The following is a 16658-nucleotide window of genomic DNA, read 5'->3' on the forward strand; positions in this document are numbered from 1 at the left end:
AATCAGTAATCATTGAAATAGCACAGCAAATACAAAAAGGCCGCCCTATGAAACGAGCGGCTTTTTTTATTGAATATCGCTACGATTGCTTTAATTGTTGCTCTTCTAGCATCAGTCTTGCGTAGCGCGGCGCTGTCCAAAGCGTTGGCAGCAATATCAAGGAAACGGGCACCGCAGTGATAACCATAAACGACTGTAATACCAAACCACCACCTTCCCCTAAAGAAGTTAATGCAATCGTAATAGCTCCCATCATGATGCCCCAAAACGCACGCAAATAGGTGTGCGGGTCATTATTACCACTCATCACTACAGGAAATGGAAGCTGCTGAGTAAAAACTGCGCTCACACTACCGGGTTGTGCAATTTCAAAATCTAGACCAGAACCACCGAAGTTAGTTAAGTTCGCTGTGGACAGCCTTCAAGATGGTCGTTGACCATACCAACTGCCTGCATGAATGCGTAGCAAATTGTTTCTCCAACAAATTTGAAACCACGTTTTTTCAAAAATTGGCTCATTGCTTTTGAAATTTCAGTTGCAGCAGGCACCTCCCCCATCGAATGCCAATGATTGATAATGGGACGTCCATCGACAAACTGCCATAACGCGTTAGATAATGAGCCATATTCTTGCTGAAGCGCTATTGCTGCTCGCGCATTAGAATATACAGAGGCAATCTTTCCTTTGTGTTTCACCACATCAAAATGCTCAATAATGTATGGCACCCGGGCCTCATCATATTGCGCTAGAACTTGAAGATCATACCCTTCAAACGCGACACGATATCCTTCACGTTTTTTTAAGATGGTGAGCCAACTTAGGCCAGCTTGCGCACCTTCCAAGGTGATGAACTCAAACAAAACCGTATCGTCATAAACCGGAACTGCCCACTCTTGGTCGTGATATTCACGTTCAAGTGGATGATTCATTGCCCATGCACAAGTAGTATCGTGATCGCTCATCGTTAATCCTTAAAGGTTATGCTTTTCAAAAGTAGTGCCCCTGTTCATCAGAGGCACTGTGACTTGAAATAATCAACTAGCTATTTAGGTACTGCTACCTTATGAAATAGTCGGTATAACACAGGAACTACTATCAATGTCAGTACCGTAGCAAAACCCAAACCAAACATAATAGTTACCGCCATCGGCTTGAAGAAGATATCGGGCAGTAGTGGCAACATACCTAAAATCGTGGTAATTGCCGCCATACAAACCGGACGAACACGACTTAGTGAAGCATCAACAACCGCCAGGTAAGGATCTTTCCCCGAATGCATTTCAATCTCAATTTGATCCAATAAAACAATACCGTTTTTCAGCAACATGCCTGACAAGCTCAAGAAACCAAGCAATGCCATGAAGCCAAATGGTGTATTAAGAGCTAATAGTCCAGTGGTAACCCCTATCAACGCAAGTGGTACCGTTAACCAAACAATCAGTGGCTCTTTAACGGAGTTAAACAAGAACACCGTAATTAAGAACATAAACAAATAACCCAGTGGCATTGTTTTAAATAGTGATTCTTGAGCATCGTGTGAGGACTCATACTCTCCTCCCCATTCAAGTGAATACCCAGCTGGTAATTTGATCGCTTCAATTTGAGGCTGTAAACGCTTTTGTAATGTTGATGCCGTCTCTTCACCGAGAAGATCAGGGTCAGCCATTACGGTTAGCATACGCTTGCGGTTTTTACGTACGATGAGAGGATCTTCCCAACGCATTTCATAGCCCAACGTTACTTGCTGTAAAGGAATATAGTCACCAATAACAGGGCTCCATAGTTTCATCCCTTCAATGTTACGAATATCAACCCGTTCATCATCTGGTAGGCGAGCTACAATCGGCATCAAGGTTGTACCATCTCGATACACGCCAATCGTTTTACCGGAGAATGACATAGCAAGAAACTCATCAACGTCGGACTTTGTCACGCCGTAACGTCTAGCTTGGCTCTCATTGAACTGTGGTTCAATAACTTTGGTGCGCTCTCGCCAATCGTGACGAACATTATAAGCTCCCTTGTCAGCGTGCATAATATCCATCACTTGTGTGGCAATTGACCGCAATACGGTTGGGTCAGATCCAACAATTCGAGCTTCAATTTTTGCACCGCCACCAGGACCCAATTCAATTTGCTTTAACTTGTAGTTAATTTCTGGGAAATTTTGGTCAACGTATTGTCTAAACCGCTCCATTAACGGGGCAAGAGCTTCATAACTTGCAACACGTGTTGTAATTTCACCATAGGCGGCATAGCTCTTTTCTGGAGCATAAGTCAACATAAAGCGCTGTAAACCTTTACCCGCCGTTGTAGTGATATGTTCAACATCATCTTGCTCAGACAACCAACGTTCCAATACTTTTAATTTGGTATTAGTTGCTCGTATATCTGTACCTTCTGGCATCCAAACATCAACCAAAAACATCGGCGTCGTTGATGATGGAAAGAAAGCTTGCTTTACATGGGTGAAACCATAAACACTGGCGACAAGAGCAAGAACTAAGATACCCATCGTCATCCACGCTCGTTTCATACAAAATTCTAAGAAGTTTTTGTAGATAACGAAAACCATACCGTTGTATGGATCACTGTCTTCTGAACCTTCTGCAAATTTTTGGCCTTTAAAGAAGAGATCAGCAAAAAATGGCGTCAGCGAGATAGCGGTGAACCAACTGAGCATCAGTGAAATAAGTAGTACCGTAAACAAGGTGCCACAGTACTCACCCGTTGCATCTTCGGATAAACCTATCGGCGCAAAAGCCGTTACCGCAATCACCGTTGCCCCTAATAGCGGCCATTTGGTTTGAGTAACGATATCAGTAGCCGCTTGCATTCGGGTACGTCCTTTTTGCGTCCCTATTAATATGCCCTCGACTACCACAATCGCGTTATCCACTAACATCCCTAGCGCTATGACTAATGCTCCGAGAGAAATTCGTTGTAGATCAATTCTGAAATACTGCATGAAAATGAACGTGCCAAACACCGTCAGCAACAAAATCAAACCGATTAATAGGCCTGAGCGCAGCCCCATGAAAAACAGTAGAACAATAATCACAATAGCAACGGCTTGGCCTAAACTCACCACAAAACCGCTAACGGATTTATCTACTTCTTTGGGTTGACTATAAATTTCCGAAATATCGATGCCAACTGGCTGCTGGTATTTTAGTTCCGCAAGTCGACGGTCGAATCGCTTGCCAACTTCAACCACGTTGACACCTTGAGAAAATGAAACGCCAACATTCAAGGCTAATTGACCATTAAAATTGATGATGTTACTTGGAACTTCAACATAACCACGTTTCACTTCAGCCACATCGCGTAAGTAAATCAGCCCTTTTGTACCGCTTTCGGTAAGTATTAAGTCTCCTAATTTATCAACATCATTAAACTCACCCGTCGGTTGGATACGAATGTACTCCTCACCAATGCGAATAGCACCAGCATCAGAGACCGCATTCTGTGTCGAAAGCAGGTTGAACACCGTTTGTGGAGAGAGCCCTAGCGAACTGATGCGCTTCATCGATATTTCAATAAACACTTTTTCTTGCTGCTGACCAGACACAGAAACCTTACTGATACCATCAACCAGTTCCAGTTCACGTCGCAAGTAATCCACATAATCGAGCAATTCTTTGTAGCTATATCCGTCACCAGTAATGGCGAGCAAGATACCGTATACATCACCGAAATCATCAATCACTTGCGGGTCATTAACACCAGGAGGTAATTGACCTTTAAGATCATTCACTTTACGGCGCAACTCATCCCATATTTGTGGAAGATCATCAGGACCATAGTTATTTTTCATGGTGACCGTGATTTGTGACAATCCACGACTTGAAATCGAGTTAACTTCGTCAACATAAGTTAATTGTTGAATCGCTTTCTCTATCGGATACGTTACTTCTTCTTCCACTTGTTGCGGCGTTGCACCAGGATAAGCTGTCACCACCATGGCATCTTTGATAGTGAAAGCAGGGTCTTCTAAGCGCCCTAATCCAAAGAATGCAGATACACCGCCAATCAGGAATATAAGCGACAGCATCCAACTGATGACACGGTTTCTGATAAAGTATGCTGCGACACCTTTTACATCGTCATCACTTTGAGGCGTATGTTGTTGATTACTCATTACCTGCCTCCTGCTTAACCACTTCCACTACCGTTCCTTCACGCAGTCTAGATAGACCAGCCGTCACGACCGTATCTGAAGCACTAAGTCCATCAAGTACTTGTACACTCGCCATTGAAGCCTTCCCCAGCATCACATGCTTTTTACTCACAGTATTATCATCATTTAATATCCAAACGAATTTGTTATCTCGTTCTAAACCATCACCATCGGCATTAAATACCGCTTCAATTGGCACACTTACGCCTGCATTTAGCTGTAATCCAGCCTGACCACCTTGAGTGGTGACTTCCACTGCCATACCGTCCAAAATATATTCTTGATCAGGCATCGGTAAGGAAAGCGTCACAGAGAAGGTACCAGTAGCGGGGTTAGGTTCTGTCGTAAATTCCTTGACCATAGCAGTATAAGTATTCCCGCTAGGGACTCGTACAAGCGCCTCCATTCTTTCTAGTCCAACGGATTTAGGTTGGCTGATATAAAGACGATCAGGCAACTGAATTAACACTTCAACGGAATCAATGCTGTGAATATTGACTATCTGTTGCCCTACTTGCACATTCTCAAATTGATCCGCATTGACTCGCGAAATAATACCGTCAACGGGAGCCTTAAGCTGGGTGAAAGACAAGCGTAACTTTGCAAGGTCTAACTCGGCTTTAGCAATTTGGCGTTGAGCGGCGATTTCGTCAAACTGTGACTTAGCAAGCAAGCCTTTTTCGACCAAAGGACTTGAACGTGTATATTGACTATCAATGACCGTAAAGCGTGCCTTAGCGTTATCAACATCCAATTGATAATCGGTTGGATCTAATGTAGCAAGCACATCTCCTTGCTTAACTCTATCCCCTTCTTTTATCGTCAGTTGGTTTATTTCTCCCGCCACACGAAAGCTCAGATGAGAGCGATCGGCAGCATTAGCAACCGCAGGAAAATACAGGCTATCACTGAGTTTTTCACTACCCAACTCAACAACTTTCACCCGTGTCACCATGTCTCGCTCTGAGGTATCTGCCTTTTCACATCCAGTGAGTAGCACTGAAGATGAAAGCACACACAACATTATCCATTGCTTCATCTTACAGTCCTCGCTCTTTAATCCATTCACGCACTTTAATACCTTGCGAAATACCACTAACGCCAGAAATAACGATTCGGTCACCATCATTTAGGCCTGAGAGCACTTGGTTTTCAGCGTTCAATTCAACCAACGCTTTTTCAACGACACCTTCTTCAGTGACTCGCCAAACGCATTGTTGTCCATTCTCATCAAAAAGTGCTGAAGTTGGAATACGTGTTGCACTGGCTTTCGCTGCAACTATTCGAACGGTACCGACCATCCCGGGCAATATGCCTATGTCTGTCGGACGCTCCATCACCATCGTGACTTTATAAGAACCTGTTTTTGAATCAGCCTCAGTATCCACTTCTTGAAACTGCAATTGGAATTCTCGTTCAGGGAAAGAGTCAAACCTCACTGTTGCTACGGAATCGGCCCCATTAGCAAAACGGTTTAGCAAGTGGTCTGGTAGTTGGAAAATCACTTTTAAGATTTGATTGGTTTGAATGTTCATCACACCTTGCTTAGCCGCAAGGAATTCATGATTTTCAGCAGGAATAAGCGAGATAGTGCCAGCATAGGGCGCAACTAACTGGGTATAACGCAAGTTGGCTTTCGCCTGCTCCCACATCGCTTTTGCCGAATTATGGTTTGCCTGCGCTTGGTCAAAATCTTGCTCTGAAACAACTTTATCTTTTCTAAGTTTTTTATATCGCTCGTACTGCACATCCGCTAACTTAAAATTAGCTTGAGCTTGTTGCTCTAACAGTGAATATTCATCTGGGTTTAACTTGGCAAGGACATCACCTTGCGCTACTTGTTGACCGGCGGTCACATCAATTGATTCAAGTAATCCAGGAACGCGAAATGCTAAAACAGCCTTATCTCCGGCTTCTGTTGTAGCTGGAAAAGTTCTTTCAAATTGGGTATTGCCAACAGAGACAGAGAAGAGTTTGGCTGGGCGTGAATCTGGCTCAGGCACGGGGGGTAATTCCTTACCACACCCTGACAGTATTGCCAGAGTCACCAGCAAGAAAACAGGAGGTTTGTACATGCTATATCATCCATTTTTACAGTTTATCTAAAAATAGATGAATCCTATCGAGATAGCGAGAAAGATTCCGTTAATTTCTATAAAAATTAACCATTTGAGAACTAAAATAGGTCTAGTTCTCAAACGGGAAGTTAACGTCGTAATCTAAAGCTTACTAAACTCTCGGTTTACTTTGAATGCTTCAGAGGTAACGTACGCCTCCATTTGACGAACTGTCCCCTCTACTTGACGTAAGTCTTGATCTAACGTGTCCAATAATGCTTCTGCGGTTTGTCCTTGTTCCCAAGGCTTGTTCTTTAATTTGTGTTCACGTTGACTTTTGAGTGTTTCTACATATTGAACGGGCTGTTTCTCTAGCATTAACGTTAATGCTAGGTAAGCTAATGCCACTAAGAAAAAACCACCCAATAGCGAAGCAGAAATCACCAAAATACGAACCAGCCAAACTTCAAGCCCGAGGTAGTTTGCAAGCCCTGCGCAAACACCAGTAATTTTTCCATTCACGGTATCACGGTACAGTTCTCTAGCCATTATTTCGCCTCCAATTCGGGGACTCTGCGTCCAGTATACGCTCTAAGGTTTCAACACGACTCTGTAAGCCTTCTGCTTTTTGCGACAGCGCTTTCAAGCGTTCAAAATCTTCCTGAGAAAGTGCATTACCTGAACTTTTCTTACTGCGATAATGAAGAAATAACCACAATGGCGCGACAAAGATGAGGAAAACAATCAATGGCCCTGCGATGAAAAATGATGACATATGTCACTCCTCGTTATTTATTTTGATCCATTTGCTGTTTAAGCTTTGCTAGCTCTTGTTCAATTTCGTCTTGTGCTTGCAGTTCAGCAAATTCTTGATCCAAAGTCTTTGCATTACCCGATTTTGCGTATAAATCCGCTTCCGCTTCCAGTTCATCCACTTTGCGTGAATATTGTTCAAACTTCGCCATCGCTTCGTCAGTGCGGCTAGTATGTAGATGACGTTGAACATCACGACGGTTATGAGCGGTTTGGCTACGAATGGCCAATGCTTGTTGTTTGGCTCTGGTTTCGGAGATTTTCGTTTCTAATTTACCGATTTCACCGGTTAGTTTGTCAATCGTTTCTTCCACCAGCGTCTGTTCAGTATGCAAGCCTTTGATTATTTCTTGCAATTTTTTCTTTTCAATCAACGCCGCTCGCGCTAATTCTTCACGCTGCTTACTAAGCGCTAGCGTCGCTTTTTGTTGCCAATCTACTATTTGCGCATCCATCGCATCAACTTTACGCGCCAATTCTTTTTTATCCGCAATGGCTTTGGCTGAATTGGTTCGCACTTCCACCAATGTATCTTCCATTTCTTGAATGATAAGGCGGATCATTTTTTCTGGATCTTCCGCTTTATCTAATAATGCGCTGATGTTTGAATTTACGATATCTGCAAAACGAGAAAAAATACCCATGATGAATCTCCTTACTGGTAATACACTTTGAACACATCAAAGCTTTATGATGTAAATGTATAAACAACATTCATGCCAGCATTTAATTCATTATTAATCAAATAGTTAAGCAATTGATTAATAATAATCACATTGTGCTATGATAAAAAAAACCAACTATTGGTAAATTTAACCTGACCATTTTCAAATGTTTGGAGAGATAAAGTATGCAACAAAACTTAATTGGAGAATCCCCAAGCTTTCTCTCGGTATTGGATAAGGTCTCAAAGCTGGCTCGTATTGATCGACCCGTTTTAATCGTTGGTGAACGCGGTACAGGTAAAGAGTTGATCGCTCAACGGCTGCACTATTTGTCTAAGCGCTGGGACCAACCACTTATTTCACTCAACTGCTCAACGCTCAGTGAAGGGTTAATCGACTCCGAATTGTTTGGTCATGAATCAGGCGCTTTCACTGGCTCAAAAGGACGCCACCAAGGGCGCTTTGAACGCGCAGAAGGAGGAACTTTGTTTCTCGATGAACTCGCCACAGCACCATTTTCAGTGCAAGAAAAATTGCTCAGAGTAATTGAATATGGGCAATACGAACGCGTCGGGGGTAGTCACTTATTGAATGCCAATGTACGCGTCGTTTGTGCCACTAACGCTGATCTTCCTCAATTAGCGAAACAAGGTAAGTTTCGTGCAGATTTACTCGACAGGTTAGCGTTCGATGTGATCCAACTGCCACCACTGAGGGAAAGAAAAGAAGACATTATTCTACTCGCCGAGTACTACGCCATAAAAATGTGCCGAGAACTCAATCTAAGTTTATTCGTTGGGTTTGGCTTTGATGCAATACAGCAACTTCAGCACTATGCTTGGCCCGGTAACGTGCGAGAACTAAAAAACGTTGTAGAACGCGCTGTCTATCAACACGGTGATACTGAACAACCTATTGATAACTTGATATTTGACCCATTCACCAGTCAATGGCATCTACAAGATGATGGCAATAATAACGCAATCAACCATACTAGTGATAGCCACTTTGATTTTCCTATGGATTACAAAAAATGGCAGGAAGAGCAGGACAAAATACTGCTGACCCAAGCTCTCGAAAAGAGCAAATTTAACCAAAGACAAGCGGCAGAATTGTTGGGGTTGAGCTACCACCAATTACGAGGCATGGTAAGAAAATACCAACTCGTAGGAATGAATAGTGATTAACCCTGTGTTTAGTACAACAAAAAATGGTAGATTATCAGGATTTTGAGGCATAATGATTAGCTTTGTTTGCCTTATTTCTCACAGTTATTTTTCATTATGAAAACATTATTACGATTCACGCTAGCAATATGCAGCTTTAGCCTACTCGCAGGCTGTGGCGATCAAATTGACCATAGTAAAATTCGCCAAAGCGGATTCGTATATTGTGGTCACGGCAGCCCTACAACGTTTAACCCTCAGCTGGTTGATAATGGCATCACATCAGAAGCGCTGAGCCCACAACTGTATGACACTCTATTGCAGCTAGACGCTGATACCTTGCAACCGCTACCCAATTTAGCAACCAGTTGGAGCGTGAATAAAGCCGGCACTGAATATACATTTAATCTTAGATCTGGTGTTTACTTTCAAACCACCGCTTGGTTTAGCCCTACGCGTGAGTTGAACGCCGATGATGTGACATTCAGCTTTCGGCGCATTATCGATTCAACCAATCCCTTTCATTACGTAAATGGTGGCGCTTATCCATGGTTTGCTGGTATTGATTTCAAAAATCTGTTGATTGATGTTCAAGCCATTGACGATCTAACGGTCAAATTTATCCTTAGTCGCCCTGACAACTCATTTTTATCCAACATATCAACAAGCCATGCGGTCATTCTATCTTACGAATATGCAAACCAATTGATTATTGATGATGAAAAGGCCTTGATAGATAGCTTGCCTGTCGGCACGGGGCCGTTTTATCTTGATGAATTTAAAGTCAATGATCTCATTCGTCTACGTCGCAATGGTCGTTACTGGAATGGCCCTGCAAAAATGGAACAGGTGGTATTTGATATTTCAAATAGAGGTACTGGTACATTGGCAAAATTACTGCGACACGAATGTGATGTGCTAAGTTCCCCGATCTCAAGTCAGATACCTATTGTTGAGCAACAACCTGAGCTCACACTTCAAGCGAAGCCAGCAATGAATGTTGCATTTATCGCGGTTAATACCTCACACCCTGCACTGCATAATGCCAGTGTGCGTAAAGCGCTGAATTTCGCTATCAACCGCCAAAATATCTTAGACTCGGTCTACTACGGCACTGGCAGTATTGCTTATAATCTTCTGCCGCCATCATCTTGGGCCTATCAAAAAGATAGTATTCAAATTCGTTATGACCGCAACTATGCTATCGCGTTGCTTAAAGAAGCAGGATATTACGGCAACTTGGAGCTCACCATGTCTGTACCAACGGAGCCAAGAGCGTACAATCCAAGCCCACGCAAAACAGCAGAGTTAATTCAAGCAAACTTCGCCGACATAGGAATAAAACTAAACTTGCTGACTGAAGACCGCCTAAATCGGTCTGATATGGTACAAAACGAAAATGTTGACCTATTTTTGACGGGCTGGATTGGCGATACCGGAGATCCTGATAACTTTTTAAGACCACTGCTCTCTTGTAACTCAAACCGTGCAGGTCTTAATGTCGCCATGTGGTGCAATAACGATTTTGATTTCCTATTAGATTTAGCCTTAGAAGTCGATAAAACACGCTACCGACTGAATTTATACAAACAGGCACAGAATATTTTGAACGAAGAATTCCCCGTGATCCCACTGGCACACGGAATGCAATTCAAAGCCTATAACAGTAACTTAACTGGCTTTAAGTTGAGTCCATTTAATGTTCAACCATTCAACCGTGTTGAGAGGGTGAAATAGTGTTTTTATATACCGTTCGTAGGCTCAATTTATTTATCATCACGTTGCTGATTTTAACACTGGTCGGGTTTCATCTACTACGATTAGACCCTACATCACCGTGGGCAATGCAAGGTTTTTGGTCCGGCTGGTCGACTTACTTAAGTGAGCTTATGCAGCTAAATTTTGGGGTCAATCACAATGGTGTTGCCATTGTCGATGAGCTGGCCGTCGTCTTTCCTGCTACATTAGAACTGTGTTTAATCGCATTCACACTGTCGCTATTAATTGGTATTCCACTCGGTACATTAGCCGGCATGAAACAGGGCAAATGGATCGATACCGTCATTTCATTTACTTCCATGTCAGGGTATTCCGCGCCGCTTTTTTGGGTTGCCCTACTGATGATTATGGTGTTCTCACTACACTATGAAATGTTCCCCGTTGCTGGACGATATGATCTTCTCTACCAAGTCGAACATGTCACCGGTTTTGCTTTGATTGATGCTTTTTTTGCTGAAGGAGTCTACCGCGCTCATGCATTGCAAAGCGTTATTGAACATATGGCTTTACCCTGCTTCGTTCTCGCTTTAGCTCCCACGACGCAAGTCGTGCGTTTAATGAGAGCCTCCGTTGCGGATGTGATGTCGCAAAATTATATTCGTGCAGCAAGGATTAAAGGTCTAAGCAATCATGAAATTGTTACCCAACATGTGCTTAGAAATGCGATCCCTCCGATTATTCCTAAATTTGGCGTGCAATTATCGGGCATGCTTACTCTGGCTATTATTACCGAATCTATTTTCAACTGGCCTGGAATTGGGCGTTGGCTGCTAGATGCCCTATCAAATCAAGATTACGCATCGATTCAAGCCGGCGTGATTGTGGTAGGCGTATTAGTACTGGCTGCCAACACCCTATCTGATTTGATTGGCGCCATGATCAACCCGCTAGTAAGGAAGGAATGGTATGCTAACAAATAACGTATATCAGGAAGAGCATATCCCAACGCAGTTTGAGCGTTTTTGGCGCAGCTATCGTGCCAACAGTTTGGCGATGTTTGGGCTATGGTGCTTAGTACTTATTGTTTTAATTACAGTAACGTCACCTTGGATAACGCCTCATGATCCGCAACTCCAAAGCGGAGAGTTACTCATTCCTCCTTCGTGGGATCCAGCCGGAACTGTTGAATATTTCCTTGGTACTGATGATTTAGGGCGAGATATTATCTCTCGCTTAATTGATGGCTCTCAGTTCACCTTTGGTGCTGCCGTTATCATTACATTAATTGCTGCATTGATAGGCTGCTTTATCGGTATCATGGCAGGTATGACCAAGGGGCTTCTATCAAGTACATTGAATCACTTACTCGATACGGTGATGTCCATCCCCTCTCTGCTTTTGGCCATTATCTTCGTTGCTTTACTCGGGTTTGGTGAGTTCAATATATTACTCGCCATTGGTTTAGCTCTCATTCCACGTTTTATACGCTCAGTCTATATTGCGGTCCATAACGAAGTTGAGAAAGATTATATCCTCGCCGCACGATTAGATGGTGCCAATGATTTTTATTTATTGTGGAACTCCATTTTACCCAACGTGCTTGCTGTCATTGCAAGCGAAATGACACTTGCTCTGTCGGTTGCTATTTTAGATATTTCAGCGCTTGGATTTCTTGGGCTTGGCGCGCAGGCACCAAGTACTGAATGGGGAGCAATATTGGGTGATTCCGTAGAGCTGATTTACTTAGCACCTTGGACCGTTACCCTACCCGGGCTGGCCATTATGTTTACGGTTATCACCATTAACCTAGTCGGTGAAGGCGTACGCCAAGCTTTAAATGCAGGGGTTGAATAATGCCGTTATTAGATATTCGCCACCTCACCATTGAAATCGATACACCGCAAGGCTTAGTTAAAGCGGTTGACCGCATGAGTTTGACCATGAATGAAGGTGAAATTCGCGGCCTAGTGGGTGAGTCAGGTTCAGGAAAAAGTCTCGTAGCAAAAGCTATTGTTGGTATCTGCAAAGATAACTGGACGGTCACCGCAGACCGAATGCGTCTGGGCAATATTGATTTGTTGCAACTGACTGCACGAGAACGCAGACGCGTCATTGCCCGCGATATTGCCATGATCTTTCAAGAACCATCAACCTGTTTGGACCCATCAGAAGAAGTCGGCAAGCAGTTGATAGAGTCCATTCCATCTCGAACCTTTGAAGGCAAATGGTGGCAACGTTTCAAATGGCGTAAAAAACAAGCCAAGGCTTTACTACATAAGGTCGGCATTAAAGATCATACTCGCGTCATGAACAGCTACCCTTATGAACTGACCGATGGGGAATGCCAAAAAGTCATGATTGCAATGGCGATTGCAACCAAACCAAAATTGTTGATCGCCGATGAACCGACCAACGATTTAGACCCGATCACTCAATCGCAAATTTTGCGTTTGTTGAGCCGCATGAATCAAGTCAATAACACCACTATTTTGTTAATTGGCCACGACTTAACGACCATCACACAATGGGCGACACGCATTACGGTCATGTATTGCGGGCAATCTGTTGAATCAGCCGATACCCCAAAAATTTTGAGTGAGCCCAAGCACCCCTATACTGTCGCATTGCTTAAAGCGATGCCTGACTTTAGTGACTGGATTCCCCATAAAGAAAAACTACAGTCTTTGCCCGGTTCTATTCCACCACTACAACATTTACCAATTGGTTGTCGCTTGGGGCCTCGTTGCCCATATGCTCAACGCCAATGCGTTGAAATACCTTATCCGCAACGGATAAAAAACCATAAGTTTTCTTGTCACTTTCCGTTAAATATGGAGCAATCATCATGAGCATGACCACTTCACTGCTAGAAGTTAACGGATTATCCAAAGATTTCGTCACTCGATCTGGACTGTTTCGCAAGAAAATACAGCACGCGGTGAAACCGGTCAGCTTTACCCTCGATGCAGGACAAACGATCGGCTTTATTGGTCAAAATGGTTCAGGTAAATCGACGCTAGCACGGATGATCTCCGGTATGGTTGAACCTACTTCTGGAGAAATCCGAGTAAATGGTGAGCTTCTTGAGCACAAAGATTACTCAACGCGTTGTAAACTCATTCGCATGATTTTCCAAGACCCGAATACATCATTAAACCCGCGTATTCAGATCGGACGCATTCTTGAAGGGCCACTCAAACGAAATACTAATATGCCCGTCGAGGCTCGCATGAAGCGCGTAAAAGAGACGCTTTTACGGGTTGGTTTATTGCCAGAACATGCTTATTTCTATCCGCAGATGTTAGCGACAGGACAAAAGCAACGTGTCTGCTTAGCTCGCGCCCTTATTCTGCAACCGTCGATCATTGTCGCGGATGAAGCACTCAATGGCTTAGATATGGCAATGCGTTCACAGATCATCAATCTGTTTCTAGAGCTACAAGAAGAAATGGGCGTTTCATTTGTCTATGTTTCTCAACACATTGGTATTGTGAAGCACATTACCGACAAAATTATGGTGATGCATGAGGGCGAAGTCGTCGAATCTGGCGATACTCAAACGGTATTAGCCAATCCAGAACACCCGATCACTCAGCGTATGATTGAAAGCCATTTCAATAAAGCGCCTTACTTCAAATAGGAAAAACTTTGCTAGGGAAAGTGAGATTAGCGGCCTGTTTATTGCTCGTTTTTAGCACTTCCGCTTGGGCCTATAACGAAACATGGAAGAACAAAAGCTTTATCAGTAAGGCGTTCGTCCAAGTTGCATTGCGTAACGAATATAACGCAGGCAAATACCCCTTAGTCAAATGGACACAACCGGTAAAAATATGGGTACAGCATGATGTGCCCGATAAAGCCTTGCACGACGAGCTAGTTGACTTACATATTCAACACTTGGCATTGGTAACACAACACCCTATTTATCGAGTCTCTAACCGTGATGAAGCCAACGTAACGTGGATTTTTACCAAAGAAGCCAAATGGGACAATGAGGTAGCAACACATATCGGCAAAAGCAGCTTGGGGGTTTTAAATAGTGCAATCTGTATCGCCAACTACACAACCGATATTGACACTCATGAGATCATCAAAGCGGTAATCATTATTCCTGTCGATAAAGCCCATGAGCGCGGTAAACTACTCGCTTGTATTGTTGAAGAAATAACGCAAGTACTTGGCCTACCTAATGATTCACAACAAGCCTACCCTTCAATATTTAATGATGAAACACCGGAAGAACTATTGTCTCCACTTGACGTTATCTTATTGAGTATGCTTTATGACAAACGACTAAAAACGGGGATGCAAGAAAAGGAAGTTAAAAGCGTTATTCAGTCGATACTTAAAGAGTATGAACAACAGGGTGTACTGAATAATGCTGTCACCCTGTCAAAATCCGCACCTCTTTATCAGCTCATAGGCTATTGAGCCACCGATAAAAATCAACCACCAAACTCATCGACTACTAATAAATTGAGCGCTCTGATAGGTTGTGGATTAACGCTGCTTTGCTTGCTGCTTCTTCAATTCAAAATCGAACTCATCAGGAAACAGTACCACGCCTTCTTCACGTTCGTTAGGAAATACAACCACAGAAAGTTCATCATCTTCTAGGCCTGTGGTCCAGCGACTGTGCCACTTATTAAGAGAGATTGATTCAGGTTGGCATGCTTCCCATTCACCAGTTGCCCACGCTGCTGCGAACTCTTGATTTGGCCACACAGGCACACAATCATCATCTTCCGTGTTCAGCATCACACAACCGTGTTCGTCTTTTAGAATCCAAACTTCACGATTCACTACTATTTCTTTAACACAATATTTAAAGCGATCTTCTTCATTGTAGCGATTGATGGTTTCGATCTGTTCTGCGCTAAGTGCTTTCGCCATAATCATTCTCCGGTTGTCTCATAGAAAACGCCCACAGTGTAACACTGCGGGCGTTTTATTTATCGTAAATTTAAGGGATGAGCTTACTATACTAATTCAGCTTGAAGCCAAGGCCAGCCTTGCTTCTTACGGCTTAGCGTATTTTCCATCATCAACATGCCATCTTTCTGGTGCTTAGCTAGCTTCTCAGCCCACTCACCAGTGTAAAGCAAACGGGTTTGCGCAGTAGTGATATCGGTTAGCATCACAGCAGCAAAAGCAAGATTGTCTTCTTCACAGCGACGAACAAGATCCGCTTCAATTGCTTCAATCATGCCATCAACCTGCTCAAGCGTTGCTAGTTCCACTTGGCCTACCACAACATCACGGCCGTTAAATGGATAGCCTTTTAGATCTTTTTCTACCAATTCAGCAGCAGACAAGCCTTCAATATCTGTTTTCGCAATAAGAAGATCTTTAATGAATGCGTCAACGTCTTGTACATCAGCAATTTCAGCCAGTTCTGCAACTGCATCTTTGTCTTTTTGCGTACACGTTGGTGAAGCAAAACCGACCGTGTCAGACAAAATTGCAGACATCATTAGTTTAGCAACCTGTTGAGAAATCGTGTGACCTTCAATCTTGAACATGTTGAACAGAACAGTGTTAGTACAACCAACAGGCCAGATCCAAGCTTCCATTGGGTTTACTGTCATCACGTCACCTAGACGGTGGTGATCAACAATACCTAAGATTTCAGCTTCAGCGACATCGTTAGGTGCTTGTGCTAGATCTGAGTAATCTACTAACCAAATTTTTTCACCAGCAACAGAAGTGCGTAATTCTGGAGACTCTGCGCCAGCGACTTCTAGGATGTGCTGAGTTTCGCGATTGATTTCACCTTGACGGATCGGCATAGCCTCTTGACCACGAGCTTTTAGCAGCTCAGTTGCCACAAGTGCACTACAAATACTATCGCTATCTGGGTTCTTATGACCGACAACTAGAATCATCTTTCTTCCTATTTATTGCTATTTGATTTGATGGCCTATCTATGTTGATAGGCGAAATTGCTCATAAAGGCCGTTACTTTACCTTATTTTCAGAATTTGTCATGAGTTGCTACTAAGAAATTCTTTTCAAAAATTAACAACTCTCAATTGCGAACAATTCTCAATAGCATAT

16 protein-coding genes and 1 pseudogene are annotated in these 16658 nt (G+C 43.2%); 7 read left to right on the forward strand and 10 right to left on the reverse strand.

Features of this window, described 5'->3' with window-relative positions:
• Positions 1 to 79: 79 nt before the first annotated feature.
• The 8 genes and pseudogenes from MCT08_RS09510 to pspA all read right to left on the reverse strand — a co-directional run.
• A pseudogene (locus MCT08_RS09510) lies at positions 80 to 400 on the reverse strand (BCCT family transporter); the annotation flags it as partial.
• Positions 400 to 963, reverse strand: a complete 564-nt coding sequence (locus MCT08_RS09515; RefSeq protein WP_274678310.1) for a DNA-3-methyladenine glycosylase I — start codon at positions 961 to 963, stop codon at positions 400 to 402. The gene MCT08_RS09515 and the pseudogene MCT08_RS09510, both read right to left, overlap by 1 nt.
• An 80-nt stretch (positions 964 to 1043) precedes the next feature.
• A complete protein-coding gene (locus tag MCT08_RS09520; protein WP_053309937.1) occupies positions 1044 to 4142 on the reverse strand; it encodes an efflux RND transporter permease subunit in 3099 nt (1032 codons plus the stop codon).
• Positions 4135 to 5220: an efflux RND transporter periplasmic adaptor subunit gene (locus MCT08_RS09525; RefSeq protein WP_176312245.1), complete on the reverse strand. Its 1086-nt coding sequence runs from the start codon at positions 5218 to 5220 to the stop codon at positions 4135 to 4137. Before MCT08_RS09525 ends, MCT08_RS09520 begins: the two co-directional genes overlap by 8 nt.
• Position 5221: 1 nt before the next feature.
• Positions 5222 to 6256 (reverse strand): efflux RND transporter periplasmic adaptor subunit, encoded by a 1035-nt coding sequence (locus MCT08_RS09530; protein WP_274678311.1) that lies wholly within the window; start codon positions 6254 to 6256, stop codon positions 5222 to 5224.
• A gap of 144 nt (positions 6257 to 6400) precedes the next feature.
• Positions 6401 to 6787, reverse strand: coding sequence for an envelope stress response membrane protein PspC (pspC, locus tag MCT08_RS09535; RefSeq protein WP_053309940.1), 387 nt, complete (start codon positions 6785 to 6787; stop codon positions 6401 to 6403).
• Positions 6780 to 7013, reverse strand: a complete 234-nt coding sequence (gene pspB, locus MCT08_RS09540; RefSeq protein ID WP_053309941.1) for an envelope stress response membrane protein PspB — start codon at positions 7011 to 7013, stop codon at positions 6780 to 6782. Before pspB ends, pspC begins: the two co-directional genes overlap by 8 nt.
• 13 nt (positions 7014 to 7026) lie before the next feature.
• Positions 7027 to 7695 (reverse strand): phage shock protein PspA, encoded by a 669-nt coding sequence (gene pspA, locus MCT08_RS09545; RefSeq protein ID WP_053309942.1) that lies wholly within the window; start codon positions 7693 to 7695, stop codon positions 7027 to 7029.
• Positions 7696 to 7901: 206 nt separating this feature from the next.
• Here pspA and pspF point away from each other — a divergent pair, with 206 nt between their 5' ends.
• The 7 genes from pspF (at position 7902) to MCT08_RS09580 (ending at position 15032) form a co-directional block, all read left to right on the forward strand.
• Positions 7902 to 8903, forward strand: a complete 1002-nt coding sequence (gene pspF, locus MCT08_RS09550; protein WP_274678312.1) for a phage shock protein operon transcriptional activator — start codon at positions 7902 to 7904, stop codon at positions 8901 to 8903.
• A gap of 96 nt (positions 8904 to 8999) precedes the next feature.
• Positions 9000 to 10619 carry an ABC transporter substrate-binding protein SapA gene (gene sapA / locus MCT08_RS09555; protein ID WP_274675227.1) on the forward strand — a complete coding sequence of 540 codons (1620 nt, stop codon included), beginning with the start codon at positions 9000 to 9002 and terminating at the stop codon, positions 10617 to 10619.
• A complete protein-coding gene (locus MCT08_RS09560) occupies positions 10619 to 11581 on the forward strand; it encodes an ABC transporter permease (protein ID WP_053309944.1) in 963 nt (320 codons plus the stop codon). The genes sapA and MCT08_RS09560 overlap by 1 nt, the downstream gene beginning before the upstream one ends.
• Positions 11568 to 12455, forward strand: coding sequence for an ABC transporter permease subunit (locus MCT08_RS09565; protein ID WP_053309945.1), 888 nt, complete (start codon positions 11568 to 11570; stop codon positions 12453 to 12455). The genes MCT08_RS09560 and MCT08_RS09565 overlap by 14 nt, the downstream gene beginning before the upstream one ends.
• Positions 12455 to 13450, forward strand: a complete 996-nt coding sequence (locus tag MCT08_RS09570; protein ID WP_053309946.1) for a peptide ABC transporter ATP-binding protein — start codon at positions 12455 to 12457, stop codon at positions 13448 to 13450. Before MCT08_RS09565 ends, MCT08_RS09570 begins: the two co-directional genes overlap by 1 nt.
• Before the next feature lie 2 nt (positions 13451 to 13452).
• The gene (locus MCT08_RS09575) at positions 13453 to 14241 is read left to right on the forward strand and encodes a peptide ABC transporter ATP-binding protein (RefSeq protein ID WP_053310441.1); all 789 of its coding nucleotides are present in this window, start codon (positions 13453 to 13455) and stop codon (positions 14239 to 14241) included.
• A gap of 8 nt (positions 14242 to 14249) precedes the next feature.
• Positions 14250 to 15032 carry a DUF2927 domain-containing protein gene (locus MCT08_RS09580; RefSeq protein ID WP_274678313.1) on the forward strand — a complete coding sequence of 261 codons (783 nt, stop codon included), beginning with the start codon at positions 14250 to 14252 and terminating at the stop codon, positions 15030 to 15032.
• Positions 15033 to 15101: 69 nt separating this feature from the next.
• On the opposite strand, the gene MCT08_RS09585 is transcribed toward MCT08_RS09580, so the two are convergent.
• Entirely contained in the window at positions 15102 to 15494 is a 393-nt protein-coding gene (locus MCT08_RS09585) for a DUF2750 domain-containing protein (RefSeq protein WP_053310442.1), read from the reverse strand.
• 86 nt (positions 15495 to 15580) lie between these two features.
• Complete coding sequence (locus tag MCT08_RS09590) at positions 15581 to 16486, reverse strand: manganese-dependent inorganic pyrophosphatase (RefSeq protein ID WP_274678314.1); 906 nt, start codon at positions 16484 to 16486, stop codon at positions 15581 to 15583.
• Positions 16487 to 16658: the final 172 nt, after the last annotated feature.

Origin of the sequence: Vibrio aestuarianus (genome assembly GCF_028858425.1) — a bacterium.
Classification (GTDB): domain Bacteria; phylum Pseudomonadota; class Gammaproteobacteria; order Enterobacterales; family Vibrionaceae; genus Vibrio; species Vibrio aestuarianus.

Coding starts and splice junctions, on each gene's coding strand:
- MCT08_RS09515 (WP_274678310.1), bottom strand. CDS start 963: ATGAGCGATCACGATACTACTTGTGCATGGGCAATGAATCATCCACTT.
- MCT08_RS09520 (WP_053309937.1), bottom strand. CDS start 4,142: ATGAGTAATCAACAACATACGCCTCAAAGTGATGACGATGTAAAAGGT.
- MCT08_RS09525 (WP_176312245.1), bottom strand. CDS start 5,220: ATGAAGCAATGGATAATGTTGTGTGTGCTTTCATCTTCAGTGCTACTC.
- MCT08_RS09530 (WP_274678311.1), bottom strand. CDS start 6,256: ATGTACAAACCTCCTGTTTTCTTGCTGGTGACTCTGGCAATACTGTCA.
- pspC (WP_053309940.1), bottom strand. CDS start 6,787: ATGGCTAGAGAACTGTACCGTGATACCGTGAATGGAAAAATTACTGGT.
- pspB (WP_053309941.1), bottom strand. CDS start 7,013: ATGTCATCATTTTTCATCGCAGGGCCATTGATTGTTTTCCTCATCTTT.
- pspA (WP_053309942.1), bottom strand. CDS start 7,695: ATGGGTATTTTTTCTCGTTTTGCAGATATCGTAAATTCAAACATCAGC.
- pspF (WP_274678312.1), top strand. CDS start 7,902: ATGCAACAAAACTTAATTGGAGAATCCCCAAGCTTTCTCTCGGTATTG.
- sapA (WP_274675227.1), top strand. CDS start 9,000: ATGAAAACATTATTACGATTCACGCTAGCAATATGCAGCTTTAGCCTA.
- MCT08_RS09565 (WP_053309945.1), top strand. CDS start 11,568: ATGCTAACAAATAACGTATATCAGGAAGAGCATATCCCAACGCAGTTT.
- MCT08_RS09570 (WP_053309946.1), top strand. CDS start 12,455: ATGCCGTTATTAGATATTCGCCACCTCACCATTGAAATCGATACACCG.
- MCT08_RS09575 (WP_053310441.1), top strand. CDS start 13,453: ATGACCACTTCACTGCTAGAAGTTAACGGATTATCCAAAGATTTCGTC.
- MCT08_RS09585 (WP_053310442.1), bottom strand. CDS start 15,494: ATGGCGAAAGCACTTAGCGCAGAACAGATCGAAACCATCAATCGCTAC.
- MCT08_RS09590 (WP_274678314.1), bottom strand. CDS start 16,486: ATGATTCTAGTTGTCGGTCATAAGAACCCAGATAGCGATAGTATTTGT.